The organism is Curtobacterium sp. AG1037, assembly GCF_003349855.1.
Lineage (GTDB): Bacteria > Actinomycetota > Actinomycetes > Actinomycetales > Microbacteriaceae > Curtobacterium > Curtobacterium citreum.
The window spans coordinates 286,107-300,206 of the sequence record NZ_QQAO01000001.1 but is presented as its reverse complement, the minus strand read 5'-3'; the positions used below and the strand labels follow the sequence as shown (position 1 = coordinate 300,206).

Sequence of the window (14,100 nt, the reverse complement as noted above, 5' to 3'; positions counted from 1 at the left end):
CAGTCAGCACTGACCGTCGGCAGCACCCCGCCGGTAGGTTGGCCGGGTGAGCATCGACACGCCTCGTCCCTGGCTTGCCTCGTACGCCCCGGGGGTCCCGCACGACATCGAGGAGCCCACGGGCTCCCTCGCCGACATCGTGGAGCAGTCCGCGGCACGGTTCCCGGGGAAGGTGGCGCTCGAGTTCTTCGGCCGGACCACCACCTACGCGGACCTGCAGGAGCAGATCCTGCGCGCCGCGAACGGACTGCGGAAGCTCGGCCTGACGGCCGGCGACCGGGTGGCCATCGTGCTGCCGAACTGCCCGCAGCACGTGGTGGCCTTCTACGCGGTGCTCCGGCTCGGTGCGATCGTCGTCGAGCACAACCCGCTCTACACGGCCCGCGAGCTCCGGCACCAGTTCGAGGACCACGGCGCGAAGGTCGCGATCGCGTGGGACAAGTCGGTCGCCACGCTGCAGGACTTCCCCGCAGACGTCGCGGTGGACGCGATCGTCTCGGTCGACCTGACCCGTGCGATGCCCCGCACGACGCGCCTCGCCCTGGCGCTGCCGGTCGCGAAGGCGCGGGAGTCCCGCGCGAAGCTGACCACGAGCGTGCGCGGCACGACGAAGTGGGACGACCTGGTGTCGACGCGGAAGCTGTCGAAGCGGCACCCGCGTCCGGCGACGAGCGACGTCGCGCTCATCCAGTACACGTCCGGCACCACCGGGGTGCCGAAGGGCGCGGTGCTCAGTCACCGGAACCTGCTCGCGAACGCCGCGCAGTCACGCGCGTGGGTGCCGCAGATCCGCCGCGGCGACAACACCGTGTACGCGGTGCTGCCGATGTTCCACGCCTACGGCCTGACGCTCTGCCTGACCTTCGCGATGAGCATGGCCTCGCGCCTGGTGCTCTTCCCGGCGTTCGACCCGGCCCTCGTCCTCAAGGCGATGAAGAAGCACCCGCCGACGTTCCTGCCCGCCGTGCCGCCGATCTACACCCGCCTGCAGCACGCCGCCGACTCGGCGAAGGTGTCGCTGCAGGGCATCGAGATCGGCATCTCCGGCGCGATGCCGCTGTCGCAGGACGTCGTCGAGCCGTGGGAGGCCCGCACCGGCGGGTACCTCGTCGAGGGCTACGGCCTGTCCGAGTGCTCGCCCGTGCTGATGGCGAACCCGGTCTCCCCGGAGCGGCGACTCGGCGCGATCGGCCTCCCGCTCTCGTCGACCGAGGCGCGTGTGGTCGACCCGGACGACCCGACGAAGGTGCTCGGCACGGGCGAGGCCGGCGAGCTCCAGGTGAAGGGCCCGCAGGTGTTCCGCGGGTACTGGGGCAAGGCCGAGGCGACCGACGAGGTCTTCACCCCGGACGGCTGGTTCCGCACCGGTGACGTGGTGTCGATCGACGCCGACGGCTTCGTCAGCATCGTCGACCGGCTCAAGGAACTCATCATCACCGGTGGGTTCAACGTGTCCCCGTCCGAGGTCGAGGACGCACTGCTCAAGCACCCGAGCGTGCGCGAGGTCGCGGTCGTCGGCATCACGCAGGGCGGCAACGAGCAGGTCGTCGCGGCCGTCGTGCCGAAGGACCCGAGGACGTTCGACGCCGAGGCGCTCCGCGCGTGGTCCCGCGACCAGCTCGCGGCCTACAAGGTGCCGCGACGGATCGTCGTGGTCGAGGACCTGCCGCGCTCGATGATCGGCAAGGTGCTCCGGCGCAAGGTGCGCGACCAGATCACCGGGAACTGACCCGGACCGATCGCTCCCGCGCTGCCGGGCGTCCACCCGGCAGCGCGAGCAGCGCCAGGCCGCCGATCACGAGGGCGACGCCCATCCAGCCGGCTCCGCCGAGGTGTTCCCCGACGACGAGCACGGCGAGCACCGCGGCGACGACCGGCTCGAACAGGGACAGCAGCGTCGCGGCCGAGGCACTGACGCTCCGGAGTCCGACGGCGTACAGGGAGTGCCCGAGCACCGTCGGCACGAGCGCCAGGTAGAGGAACACCGGCCAGTTCACCCCGAGCACGAGCGCGTCCCGACCGGCGACCAGGGCGAGGACGACCAGCGGCAGCGCCGCGAGCCCGAACACCGCGCCCAGGACGCCGCGCGCGTCACCGACGCCCGGTCCGCGCGCCGGCTCCGGCGCAGGGACCGGCACGGGCACGGTCCGCGTGGCCGCGTGCATCCCGCGCGCGACCGCCCACGAGTACGTCGCGTAGGTCAGCCCGGCGAGCAGCGCACTCCCGAGCCCCACCGGCAGCGCCCCGGAGCCGGCGGCCTCGGAGCGCGCGAGCGTCACGAGCACCATGCCGGCGACGCTCACCAGGGTCGCCACGACCCAGCGGCCGCTCGCCCGCCGACGGTCGGCGACCCACTCGACCAGACCGGCGAAGACCGGCGAGGACCCGATCGCGACCGTGGTGCCGAGCGCGACCCCCGCGTCGGCGAGCGCGGCGTAGAAGGCCACCGCGTAGACGACGAGCGACGCGGCGCCGAGCAGCGCCCAGCCGCGGGTCCCCGCCCGACCCAGGGCACGGACCGCCGGGCGACCGGTCGTCGCGGCGAGCAGGAGCCCGCCGAGTCCGAACGTGACGGCCCCGAACACGAACGCCGGGACCCCGGGGGCGAAGTGCGTCGCGGTGCCGGTCGTGCCCCACACCGTGGCGGCGACGAGCACCGCCACGGACCCGCCGAGCGGCCGGGAGGCGCGGTGCACGACCGCCCCGTCGGTCACGACACGTGGACGGTCGGCCGCCGGTTCACGTCCGGTTCGGCTTCTCGGAGCACCTCTCGCGTGACCGGGGCGACGTCGCCGACGCCGGTGAAGACGAACCGGATCGCGTTCCGGATCGGGTTGCCCTCGTTCCACTCGAAGTAGATGCCCGGTACGACCCCGGCGATGTCCCGGATCGCGAGCAGCGTCGACGCGATCGTGTTCGGCACGTTGCCCGAGCGAACCTTGAGCACGCGGTGCCCGTGCACGACGTGGCCCTCGACGAGCAGGTCCTCCTCGAAGTCCGACGAGTCGGCGGGGAGCACCTCGAGGAACATCGTCGGCACGCGGGCGGGGATGCCGGAGTCGCGTCGTTCCTCGCGCCCCTTCGCCTGGTAGGCGGCAGCGGTGCCGGCACCCGGCTCGTTCGCGATGATGCACACGGCGCTGAACTGGTCGGCGTCGGCCTCGATGAACTGCCGGGCGACGGCGTCGAGCTCGATCGAGGACGCCCGCAGCTCGAACGAGCGGCGGACACGGGAGACCAGCGAGACGACCACGATCGCGACGATGAACACCGCGGCGATCCGGACGCCGTCCGGCCGTTCGATGATGTTCGCGACGGTCGTGTAGACGAACACGACGGTGATGACCCCGAAGGCCACCACGCGCTTCCGCTGCTGCTTCCGGCGCGCGGACAGCGTCACCGCGAAGGCGGCGCTCGTGATGAGCACGAGGACACCGGTCGCGTACGCGCCGCCCTGGGCGTCGACGTTGGCCTCGAACAGGATCGTGATGGCGAAGGCGATGAGCGTGAAGATGATCACGAGCGGACGCGTCGCACGGGCCCACTGCGGCGCCATCCCGTAGCGGGGCAGGAACCGGGGCACCAGGTTGAGCAGGCCCGCCATCGCGCTCGCACCCGCGAACCACAGGATCGCGACCGTCGAGAAGTCGTACACCGAGCCGAAGACGTTGCCGAGGTACTCGTGCGCCAGGAACGCCAGGGCCCGGCCGTTCGCCTGCCCGCCGGGCTGGAACTCGCGCTGCGGGATGAGGAACGTCGTCGCGATCGACGACGTGATGAGGAACGAGCTCATGATGATCGCCGCGGTGGTGAGCAGGCGACGGGTCCCCCGGATGCGGCCCTCGGGGCGTGCGCTCGTGCCGTCGGTGGCGTCGCCGCGGACCTGCGGCATGACCGCGACGCCGGTCTCGAAGCCGGACAGGCCGAGTGCGAGCTTCGGGAACACCACGAGCGCGATGCCGATCATCACGAGGGGGTTGCTGTGCTGCGTGGTGAGGCCGGTCCACCAGTCGTCGACCACGACGGGACGCTCGAACACGTGCCAGAGCGCGACCCCGACGACGACGGCGTTGAGCGTCAGGTACACGGCGACGAGCCCGACGGCGATGCCGATCGCCTCCTTGAAGCCGCGGAGGAACACGACGCCGAGCAGCAGGAGGAGCGCGAGCGTCAGGGGCACCGGGATGTCGGTGAACCAGTGCGGCGTGAAGGGGTTCTCGGCGATGTGCGCCGTGGCGTCGGCGGCCGACAGCGTCATGGTGATCATGAAGTCCGTCACCGCGAAGCCGAGCAGCACGAGCACGAAGAGCTTCCCAGCCCACCAGGGCAGGAGCTTCTCGAGCATCATGATCGAGCCGGCACCCTTGAAGCTGTCCTGCGCGACCCGGCGGTACACCGGGAGCGCACCGAACAGGGTCACGAGGACGAGCACGATCGTGGCGATCGGGGACAGCAGCCCGGCGGCGAGGGCCGCGATGGCCGGCTGGTAGCCGAGCGTCGAGAAGTAGTCGACGCCGGTCAGGCACATGACCCGCCACCACGGGTGGGTCTTCTCGACCTCGACCTGGTGCGGTCCCTGGTGCGAGGCCCCCTGGTCGGCCCCGTGCAGCATCCAGCGACGGAGCCTGGTGCTCCGGTCGGGGGCCTGCTCGGTGGCGTCGCGCTGGGCGGCGCGCTCGGCATCGGTCGCTGTCACGAGAGACGATGGTAAGCGGTCCCGGTGGTCCGCGGGAGCACGGGTCTACTTCGCGCTGATCCGGGTGTACTTGTTCACCGCCCACGGCACGAAGACCGCGAGCATCACGGCGATGCCGACGAGCACGGTGAGCACCGGGTGCTGCATCGTCCAGACGTCCGGCACCGGCGCCGTCCCGACGTTGCCGAACAGTCCACGCGCGGCCTGCACGAGGGACGACACCGGGTTCCACTCCGCGAACACGCGCAGGACGAGCGGCATCGTCTCGCTCGGCACGAAGGCGTTCGAGATGAACGTCAGCGGGAACAGGATCATGAACGAGGCGTTGTTGATGACCTCCGGCGTCTTCACGCTCATCCCGAGCAGGGCCATCACCCAGCTGAACGCGTAGCTGAAGAGCAGCAGCAGCCCGACCCCGGCCAGGAACTCGTGCGGCGCGGACTGCACCCGCCACCCGACGGCGAGCCCGGTGGCCATCATGATCACCATCGAGATCCCGTTGAGCACGAGGTCCGAGTTCGTGCGTCCGACGAGCACGGCCGAGGCCGACATCGGCAGGGTCCGGAAGCGGTCGATCAGCCCCTCCTTCAGGTCCTGCGCCATCGCGGACCCGGAGAACGTCGCCCCGAACACGACGGTCTGGGCGAAGATCCCCGCCATCAGGAACTGCGTGTAGTCCGTCCCCCGCACCTGGATCGCGCCGCCGTAGACCTGGCTGAAGAGCAGCACGAACATGATCGGCTGCAGGACCGCGAACACGAGCATGTCCGGGGACCGCTTGATCTTCACGAGGTTCCGCTTCGTGACGGTCCAGCCGTCCTCGAACCAGACCGCGACGGGCGACGTGACGACGACGGGCAGCTGGCGTCCGGTCGCCGTGCCGATGGCGGTCACCGGACACGCTCCGCGGCTTGGTCCGCCGTGTCGGCCGACGTCGTGCCGTGGTCATCGCGACCCCGCCGGGAGGATCGTCCCGGCCCCGCCCCGCCGGTCGCCGCCGCCTCGTCCGCCGTCGCGGCGTGCCCGGTGAGCCGGAGGAACACGTCGTCGAGGGTCGGGCGCCGCATGCCCGCGTCGTGCAGTTCGATCCCGGCGGTGCCGAGGTCGGCCAGCACCCGCTGGAGGGCCGCCGGACCGGCGTCCACCGCGATGCCCGACGTCCGCCGGTCGCCGGAGGTCTCGACCGCACCGACGCCGAACCGCTGCAGCACGGTGTGGACCGCGTCCGCGTCGGCCGGGTCGACGAGCGTGACGACCACGCGGTGTCCGCCGACCTGGGCCTTGAGCTCGTCGGCGGTGCCCTCGGCGATCACGGTGCCGTCGTCGATCACGGCGATGTCGTCGGCGAGCTGGTCTGCTTCTTCCAGGTACTGCGTGGTGAGCAGCACGGTCGCGCCGTCCGACACGAGGCCCTCGATGATGCCCCAGAGCGCCAGGCGGCTGCGCGGGTCGAGACCGGTGGTCGGCTCGTCCAGGAACAGCACGCGCGGGTTCATCACGAGCGCACCCGCGAGGTCGATGCGCCGTCGCATGCCGCCGGAGAAGCCCTTGACGGGGCGGTCCCCGGCCTCGGAGAGCTCGAACACGTCGATGAGCTCACGCGCCCGCTGCCGCGCCGTCCGGCGACCGAGGTGGTACAGCCGCCCGATCATCTCGAGGTTCTCGAACCCGGTCAGGTTCTCGTCGACCGCCGCGTACTGCCCGGACACCCCGATCGAGCGCCGGGTGGCCTGCGGGTCGGCCACGACGTCGACGCCGTCGATCGTCGCGGTGCCGGAGTCGGGCGTGACCAGGGTGGTCAGCACCTTGACGGTCGTGGTCTTGCCCGCGCCGTTCGGGCCGAGGAGCGCCGTCACGGTCCCCTCGGGCACGGACAGGTCGAGCCCGGCCAGGGCGTGCACCGGGCCGGACTTCGAGCGGTACGTCTTGGTCAGCCCGGAGGCCTCGATGATGGCCATGCCGCTCCTTCGTCGGACATGCTCGGTGTCGGAGGGTCGGTGGCCTCGGCGTCAGACGTCGAATCCGCCGCCCATGTCGCCACCGAAGTCGTCGAAGCCGCCGCCGCCCCCGAAGTCGGAGCCGCCACCGTCGTCGTACGACGCGTTCTCGGCACCAGTGTCCTCCGGACCGCCGTCACCCGCAGCATCGGTACCGCCGTCGAACGATCCCGCGTCCGGCAGGAAGGCGCTCATGATCGCCGAACCGATGACGTAGCCGGCGACCGTGCCGAGGATCGAGGCACCGATCATCCGCCCGAACGAGGGACCGCCGCGCTGGCCCATCGCGCCGGCACCGCCGCCCATCCCGCCGAGCGACCGCTCCATGAACCCGGGCTGCCGGATCTCGGACCGCGTCGCCGCCTGGGCCAGGGAACGGGGGTCGTCCCCGCGCGGGGCCTCGCCGGCGGGCGCCGACCGGGTGAACTCGTCGTAGACCATCCGGCGCTGCTCGGGCGACAGGGTGGCGAACGCCTCGGCGTGGACCTCCTCGATGCGCTCCGGCGGTGCCGTGCGGAGCAGGTAGCGGTACCGTTCGACGGCCCGCTCGTCCTCGGCGGTCCCGCCCGCTCCCCTGGCGTCCGGCTGCTGCGGCGGGACCTGGTACGACTGTTGCCCGTACCGGTACCCCTGCTGCTGCACGGACGGCTGCGGCTGGCCCCACTGCTGCTGCCCCCACTGCGGCTGTCCGGTCTGCGGCTGCCCCCACTGGTCCGGCGTCCGGCGGTCCCGGTCGGGACGGCCGAGCAGACGGTCGAGGAATCCCATGGCGATGCTCCTTCGGTGCAGGACGGCCCGGTCGGGACGTGCCGTGGACTGCCACCCTAGGGAGCGGCGACGACCGCTGACTGTACGCACGCACAGAGTCGGCCGAGAGCCCGAGCCGGGTCAGCTCGACGGGGCCCGACCCGCCGCCGACCCCGCGGCGAGCGCCGCCGTCCACACCGCGTACAGCTCGTCCGCGGCGCCCGGGTGGGCGACGAGGAACGGCTCCCCCTCCGGCGGGAACCCGTCGACGGGGCCACCGCGGGTGAGCACGACGCCACCGGCCTCGTGCACGAGCAGCACCGCGGCGCCGTGGTCGACCGGCGAGAACGCACCGACGCAGCCCCCGACGCCCCGACCCGCGGCGACCTGGGCGATCGTCATCGTGCCGGAGCCCTGGACCCGCAACGTGCAGGACCGGTCGGCGAGGGCGTGCAGGAACGCCTCGAAGCCCGGCCACGGCCGGTGACCGTCGAGTTCGGTGCCCACGACGGCCCCGGCGAGCGAGCGCGGGACGTCGTCGAGCCTGAGCGGGCGCTCCCGGAGCACCGCGCCGCGCCCCCGTCGGGCCTCGAGGACCTCGCCGCGCCACGGATCCGCGACGACCCCGACGAGCGGGCGTCCGCCCCGGACCAGGCACAGCGACATCGCGGTCCACGGCACGCCGTTGACCAGGTTCGTCGTGCCGTCGACGGGGTCCAGGTACCAGCGGTGGCGGTCGCCGGGGGACGCGCCGTACTCCTCGCCCGTGAAGCCGTGCGTCGGGAACGCGCTGCGGACCCGGGAGCGGACGAACTGCTCGACCATCCGGTCGACGTCGGTCACGAGGTCCGCGGCGTGCGCCTTCGTCGTGACCTCGCCGACGGGGTGCTCGCGCGTGAACGCGATCACCTCGTGCGCCAACCGGTGCGCGAGCGCCTGCGCCCGCGAGGCGACCTCGGTCTCGGTCGGCTCGCGGTCCCCGGCGTCCGGCCCGCGGCGCGCGGCGGCCTCGATCGCCGCCCGGACCAGGCCGACGTCGTTCGTGGTGATCGAGTCGACGCCCTGCGCGGCGGCCCAGGCGGCCGGCTCGGCCTCGTCGACGGTCCACACCGAGACCTGCAGGCCGAGGGCGTGCGCCGTGGTGACGGTGTCGGGCGTCAGGAACGCGAGCTCCAGGTTCAGCGTGGAGGGTGCGAGCTCGTCGAGGTCCTCGGGCGTGGGCGGCAGCAGCGACTCCCACACCAACCAGACGTCGGCGTCCGGGAGCACCGAGCGCACCGCGACCATCGCCGGCACCGAGCCGCACCAGGCGACGGGGACCGCCCCACCGTGCCCGGCGACCGTGCGGGCGGCGACGACGGCGTCCTCCGGGTCGGTCAGGTCGACGAGCAGCGTGGTGGACTCGCCGTCCAGCCGTTCGAGCACGGCATCGAGCCGCGGGATGCGGTCGATCCCGTTGCCGAGCCGGGCGACGTCGCACCAGTCGACGTCCGCGACCCGACGGGCGTCGCCCCACATCCGGCCGAGGGTCTCGTCGTGCAGCAGGACCGCGACGCCGTCCGCCGTGCGTCGGACGTCGACCTCGATCGTCTCCGCGCCGAGCGCCGCCGCGACGGCGACCGCCGGCAGCGTGTTCTCGCGCCGGACCCGCGGCGCACCGCGGTGGGCGACGAGGCGTGGCGGACGGGCACCGTGCCTCCCGGCCGTGCCAGGGGGTGCCACCGCTACGGACCCGGCGGACCCGACCACGACGTCCGACGCGGCAGACGGGACCGACCCGACCACGTCGGCCGCACGCTGCGCGGCGGTCACCGGACCACCTCGGCGAGCAGGCCGTCACGGTAGACCAGGACCTCGCCCAACCGCACGCCGGTCTCGCTCCCGACCGCGGGTGGCGGCCCCGTCACGTACGCCCGGAGCTCGGCGTCGTCCGCGGCGAGCACGACCTCGGCGAAGTGCCCGCGCACCAGGACACGGGCGACGGTCGCGCGGAGCGGCGAGTCCTCGCAGAGCGTCACCTGCTCCGGTCGGACGAGCACCGTGTCGTCCGCGCCGACGGTCGCGGGCGTCCCGGTCAGGAACCGACCCGCCACCGTGCTCGCGGACCCGATGAAGCCGGCGACGAACAGCGTGGCCGGCCGGGCGTAGAGCGCCGCGGGCGTCGCGATCTGCTCGATCCGCCCGTCGTGCATGACCGCGATCCGGTCCGAGATGCTCAGCGCCTCGTCCTGGTCGTGCGTGACGATCACGGTCGTGATGCCGAGGCGCTGCTGGATGCGCCGGATCTCGTCACGGACGCCGACGCGGAGCTTCGCGTCGAGGTTCGACAGCGGCTCGTCGAGGAGCAGCACGTCCGGCTCCTGCACGACCGCGCGCGCGAGCGCGACGCGCTGCTGCTCGCCACCCGAGATCGCGGTCGGCTTCGAGGTCGCGTGGTGTGTCAGCCCCACGAGCTCGAGCGCGGCGCGCACCCGCTCCGCCGTCTGTGCCTTCGGCACGCGACGGGTGCGGAGCGGGAACGCCACGTTCTGCGTGACCGTCATGTGCGGCCAGAGCGCGTAGTTCTGGAACACCATCGCGCTCGGCCGGCGCTCCGGCCCGAGGGTCGTCACGTCCCGGTCGCCCATGGTCACCACGCCGGCGTCGGCCGTCAGGAACCCCGCCACCATCCGGAGCGTGGTCGTCTTGCCGCATCCGGAGGGCCCGAGCAGCGAGACGAGCTCGCCCGGTGCGACGTCGAGGTCGATGCCGGCGACGACGTCGCGCCCGCCGAGGGTCTTCCGCAGACCGTGTACCGACAGTCCGGTGGACGCGCTGCGGTCCTCCGCTGGGTCGGGAGAACCGGCCGGGAGGCGCGTGGCGCGGTCCGAGAGCAAGGGTGCGTCCGTCATCTGGTCGCCCTTCTGGGTGGTCGTGTCGGTCATCGGATCTGGAAGCCGTCCGCCAGACGGCCGCCCATGATGTGCTTCCGCGCCAGGGTCATGAGCAGGACGGAGGGGATGCTCAGCGCGATCGCGAACACCGCCGAGACCTGTCGCGGGGAGTTCAGGACGAGCGAGTACATCTCGGTCGGCATGGTCATGTAGGTCGGGGCGCCGACGAGGTACGTGCCCTGGGCCTCGTCGAACGAGGCGAGGAACGACATCACGACGGCGACCAGGATCCCCGGCCACGCGATCGGCAGCGTGACCGTCAGGAACGTGCGCCAGCGACCGGCGCCGGCGTCACGCGCGGCCTCCTCGAGGGAGCGCGGGACGGCGGAGAACGCGGCGGCGGGCAGCCAGGTCATGAACACCACGCAGCCGAGGACGTGCACGATGAGGATCCCCGCGACGGTGTTCATCAGGTCGAGCGCGGTGAACATCGCGGACATCGTCACGAACAGGCCCATCTTCGGGAACGCGTTCGTCGCGAACAGCCCGACGAGCACCACCCGACGCCCCGGGAAGTCGATCCGGCTGATCGCCCACGCCGCCGGCAGGCACACCACGGCCGCGATGGCCACCGTGAGCGGGGCGAGCACGAGCGAGTTCTGCACCGCGACGCCGAGCCCAGGGTCGTCGAACACGGTGGTCCACCAGTGCAGCGTCCACCCGTCCGGCAGCAGGTTCGGGTACGTCCAGCTCGTCGCGAACGCGCGGGCCGCGAGCCACAGGAGCGGGCCGGCGATGAACACCGCCAGCACGGCCGCGGTGGCCCACACGAGCGCGGTCCCCGTGGCGCGCCGGATCGTCCCGCCGTGCTGCGTCATCGTGCCGTTCCCTTCGTCGCGAGCTCCCGTGCGTTCGCCCGCACGGTGGAGCGGATGTAGAAGACGCTCGCCGCGGCGGCGAAGGCGAACACGACGAACGCCATCGCGGTGGACTGCTGCGGGCGGTTGTAGGCCTGGAAGTACTTCGCGATGTCGACGCCGAGCATCGACGGGGCGTTCGGGCCGGTGAAGTACGGCACCGTGAACGACCCGAGGACCCCGATCACGGTGAAGGTCGTCGCGATCACGAGCGGGGTCGCGGCCATCGGCAGGAGCACCCGCCAGACCACCCGCCACGTCCCCGCGCCGGCGTCCCGGGCCGCGTCCACGAGCGCGTCGGGCACGCCCTGCAGCGCACCCGCGATCATGAGCACCGCGAACGGCAGGCTCGTCCAGACGCTGCCGAAGACGACCGCCACCAGCGTGTACCCCCACACGGGCAGGTCGAGGCCGACCTGCGCGCCGAGGCTCCTGACGAACCCCTGGCCGTCCGTGAAGGTCAGCACCGACCAGCTCGCGATGACGACCGGCACGAAGATCGGCACGACCGCCAGGACGCTGAGGGTCGACCCGACCACACCGCCGCGGAGCCGGAGCACGACCGCGACGACGACCGCGAGCGCGACCGTCAGGCCGGTCGACAGCGCGGTCACGCCGAGCGTCGCCACCAGGTCGCGGCGGAAGACGGGGTCGCCGAGCAGCGCGCCGTACACCGCGAACGAGAACCCGTGCACGGTGTCCTGCCCGATGTCGGCGAGCGCCTGGTTGAGGCCGCCGGTGGAGCCGAGCGAGAACAGTCCGGCGTTCACCACGGGGACGCCGACGAAGAGCACGACGACGAGCACCGGGGCGGCGACGAGCGCGAGCCCGGTCCCGGCGGCGCGGCGCCGACGGCGGCGCTCCTCCGGCGACGGACCGGGCTGCGGGCGCGAGGGCCGAGACGGACCGGTGCGGCCGGTCAGTGCCGGCGACGGAGCCGGCGACGGGGCGGGCGGGAGGCCCGTGGCGGAGTCGCCACGGGCCTCCCGGTCGGTCACCTGCGTCACTGCGGGACCTTCGCGTCCCACGCCGCGTTCATGTCGGCGGCGAACTGGCTCTGGAAGCCGAGGCGGAGGGTCGACGGGTCGGCGTCGGCGAACTGCTGGGCGACCGACTTCGGGAGCGAGTCGAGCGGGACCACCGGGTAGCCGGAGACGGCGCTCGCGACGAGCTGCTGCCCCTTCGACGACAGGACGAAGTCGGCGAGTTCCTCCGCGGCCTGCTTCTTCGCCTCCGGCTCGGTCTTCGGGATGCCGAGGAAGCTCGCGCTCCCGGTGAACGACGGGTCGGAGATCTGCGTGAAGGCGACGTCCTTGCCGATCGTGCCGGCCTTCTGCGCGGTGATGAACTGGTCGCTCCAGACCGGGGCCATGGCGATCTGCCCGGAGCCGAGGAGCTGCAGGACCTGGTCGTTGCCGTTCGGGTACACGCCCTTCTGGTACATCGACGGGCCCAGGTCCTTGAGGGTCTGGAATCCCTCGTCCCACTTCGACTCGAGCGACTTGTCGTACGAGGTCTGCATCGACGCCTGCTCCGACCCCGACAGGTACTTCGCGAGCACCGTCATGACGAACGCGCCGCCCGAGCCGCCCGACGCCGGGGAGTTGTACGCGAACTCGCCCGGGTGCTGCTTGATCCACGCCAGCAGGTCGTCGAGCGTCTTCGGCGGGTCGGTGACCTTCTTCGTGTCGTAGGCGAGCAGGACGCTCGACGCCCGGTACGGGATCGCGGCGTCGCCACCCTGGCGCTTCGTCGCCTCGGGGACGTTCTTCAGGTTCGGGATCGCGCTGGCGCTGACCGTGGACAGCAGCCCGGCCTTGCCGACGGTGGAGACCCAGCCGGCGTCGACCAGGTCGTACGCGACGGTCTTGTCCGCCTTGACCGCGGTGGTCAGGTTGGCCTGGGTCTGGGCGTCGTGCTGCCCGTGCAGGTCGATGCTCGTCGAGACGTGGACGTTCGGGTGGGCCTTCTCGAACGCGGGGATGAGCGACCCGTCCCAGAGCGCCTGGACGTTGGTGTCGCCGCTGATGAACACGGTGAGGTTCGTGGTGCCGTTGCTCGCGTCGTCGCCCGCGCTCGAGGCGTTCGCGCTCTGGACGCAGCCGGACAGGGCGACGGCTGCGGTGGCGGCGATCGCGATGCCGGCGAGGGACCGGGGGTGCACGGCTCGTGTCTTCACGTCGGGGGTCTCCTGGTTCGTGGGGTCGGGAGGTGCGGTGGGGTGGGGCGCGTGGGACGCGGGTGGGTCTGGGGTGCGGTGCGGTGCGGTGACGCGCGGTGCGGGAACGTTCCCGCACGGTGGTCGAGTGTGGCGACCCCGGGTGAACGACGGGTGCCGGAGACGTCGCCACCGGGTGAACTCGACGTACCGGGACGTTCAGGCTCCGGTCCGCTGCGCAGCCTGCGATGATGACGGCATGCACGCACGCACCCGTACCTGGACCGCTGCGGTCGTCGACGTCGTCCTGGTCGTCGCGTTCGCGACCATCGGGCGTTCGTCACACGGCGAGACCACCTCGGCCGCCGGCGTCTGGACGACCGCGTACCCGTTCCTCGCCGGGTGGCTCGTCGGCTTCCTCGTCGTCCGGGCCTGGCGTGCGCCGATGCGGGTGTGGCCCACGGGCGTGGTCGTCTGGGTGGCCACGGTCGTCGTCGGGCTGCTGCTCCGCGTGCTGACCGGTCAGGGGGACGTCTCCGGCGACCCCCTGCCGCTGTCGTTCGTGATCGTGGCGACGATCGTCCTCGCCGTGTTCGTGGTCGGATGGCGCGCCGTCGTGGCCGCGGTCACCGGCGCGCGTCGCTCGCGCCGGACCCGGCACCCCGCGGCGGGCAGGTGAGCGGCGAGGCCGACGGCGACCGGCGACCCCGGG

12 protein-coding genes are annotated in these 14,100 nt (G+C 72.5%); 2 read left to right on the top strand and 10 right to left on the bottom strand.

Features of this window, described 5'->3' with window-relative positions:
• Window positions 1–46: 46 nt before the first annotated feature.
• Window positions 47–1,729 (top strand): long-chain-fatty-acid--CoA ligase, encoded by a 1,683-nt coding sequence (locus DEU32_RS01375; protein ID WP_114849011.1) that lies wholly within the window; start codon window positions 47–49, stop codon window positions 1,727–1,729.
• On the opposite strand, the gene DEU32_RS01370 is transcribed toward DEU32_RS01375, so the two are convergent.
• The 10 genes from DEU32_RS01370 to DEU32_RS01325 all read right to left on the bottom strand — a co-directional run bounded on the left by DEU32_RS01370 (window position 1,716) and on the right by DEU32_RS01325 (window position 13,409).
• Window positions 1,716–2,714, bottom strand: a complete 999-nt coding sequence (locus tag DEU32_RS01370) for a DMT family transporter (RefSeq protein ID WP_114849010.1) — start codon at window positions 2,712–2,714, stop codon at window positions 1,716–1,718. The two genes, DEU32_RS01375 and DEU32_RS01370, sit on opposite strands and share 14 nt — an antisense overlap.
• Entirely contained in the window at window positions 2,711–4,696 is a 1,986-nt protein-coding gene (locus DEU32_RS01365) for an amino acid transporter (protein ID WP_114849009.1), read from the bottom strand. The genes DEU32_RS01370 and DEU32_RS01365 overlap by 4 nt, the downstream gene beginning before the upstream one ends.
• Before the next feature lie 45 nt (window positions 4,697–4,741).
• Window positions 4,742–5,590 carry an ABC transporter permease gene (locus DEU32_RS01360; RefSeq protein WP_208738894.1) on the bottom strand — a complete coding sequence of 283 codons (849 nt, stop codon included), beginning with the start codon at window positions 5,588–5,590 and terminating at the stop codon, window positions 4,742–4,744.
• Window positions 5,587–6,654, bottom strand: coding sequence for an ATP-binding cassette domain-containing protein (locus DEU32_RS01355; RefSeq protein WP_114849008.1), 1,068 nt, complete (start codon window positions 6,652–6,654; stop codon window positions 5,587–5,589). Before DEU32_RS01355 ends, DEU32_RS01360 begins: the two co-directional genes overlap by 4 nt.
• A gap of 51 nt (window positions 6,655–6,705) precedes the next feature.
• A complete protein-coding gene (locus DEU32_RS01350) occupies window positions 6,706–7,461 on the bottom strand; it encodes a hypothetical protein (RefSeq protein WP_229666738.1) in 756 nt (251 codons plus the stop codon).
• Between the two features lie 120 nt (window positions 7,462–7,581).
• Complete coding sequence (locus DEU32_RS01345; RefSeq protein WP_114849007.1) at window positions 7,582–9,252, bottom strand: inositol monophosphatase family protein; 1,671 nt, start codon at window positions 9,250–9,252, stop codon at window positions 7,582–7,584.
• Window positions 9,249–10,364: an ABC transporter ATP-binding protein gene (locus DEU32_RS01340; RefSeq protein ID WP_114849006.1), complete on the bottom strand. Its 1,116-nt coding sequence runs from the start codon at window positions 10,362–10,364 to the stop codon at window positions 9,249–9,251. The genes DEU32_RS01345 and DEU32_RS01340 overlap by 4 nt, the downstream gene beginning before the upstream one ends.
• A complete protein-coding gene (locus tag DEU32_RS01335) occupies window positions 10,361–11,191 on the bottom strand; it encodes an ABC transporter permease (protein ID WP_114849005.1) in 831 nt (276 codons plus the stop codon). The genes DEU32_RS01340 and DEU32_RS01335 overlap by 4 nt, the downstream gene beginning before the upstream one ends.
• Window positions 11,188–12,237 (bottom strand): ABC transporter permease, encoded by a 1,050-nt coding sequence (locus DEU32_RS01330; protein WP_229666740.1) that lies wholly within the window; start codon window positions 12,235–12,237, stop codon window positions 11,188–11,190. The genes DEU32_RS01335 and DEU32_RS01330 overlap by 4 nt, the downstream gene beginning before the upstream one ends.
• Window positions 12,234–13,409: an extracellular solute-binding protein gene (locus DEU32_RS01325; RefSeq protein WP_229666742.1), complete on the bottom strand. Its 1,176-nt coding sequence runs from the start codon at window positions 13,407–13,409 to the stop codon at window positions 12,234–12,236. The genes DEU32_RS01330 and DEU32_RS01325 overlap by 4 nt, the downstream gene beginning before the upstream one ends.
• Window positions 13,410–13,647: 238 nt before the next feature.
• On the opposite strand from DEU32_RS01325, the gene DEU32_RS01320 reads away from it, so the two are divergent.
• Window positions 13,648–14,067: a DUF3054 domain-containing protein gene (locus DEU32_RS01320; RefSeq protein ID WP_114849003.1), complete on the top strand. Its 420-nt coding sequence runs from the start codon at window positions 13,648–13,650 to the stop codon at window positions 14,065–14,067.
• Window positions 14,068–14,100: the final 33 nt, after the last annotated feature.

Bases quoted from the DNA above. Each gene is read 5' to 3' on its own strand.
- DEU32_RS01320 (WP_114849003.1), top strand. From the start codon at position 13,648: ATGCACGCACGCACCCGTACCTGGACCGCTGCGGTCGTCGACGTCGTC.
- DEU32_RS01340 (WP_114849006.1), bottom strand. From the start codon at position 10,364: ATGACCGACACGACCACCCAGAAGGGCGACCAGATGACGGACGCACCC.
- DEU32_RS01335 (WP_114849005.1), bottom strand. From the start codon at position 11,191: ATGACGCAGCACGGCGGGACGATCCGGCGCGCCACGGGGACCGCGCTC.
- DEU32_RS01355 (WP_114849008.1), bottom strand. From the start codon at position 6,654: ATGGCCATCATCGAGGCCTCCGGGCTGACCAAGACGTACCGCTCGAAG.
- DEU32_RS01350 (WP_229666738.1), bottom strand. From the start codon at position 7,461: ATGGGATTCCTCGACCGTCTGCTCGGCCGTCCCGACCGGGACCGCCGG.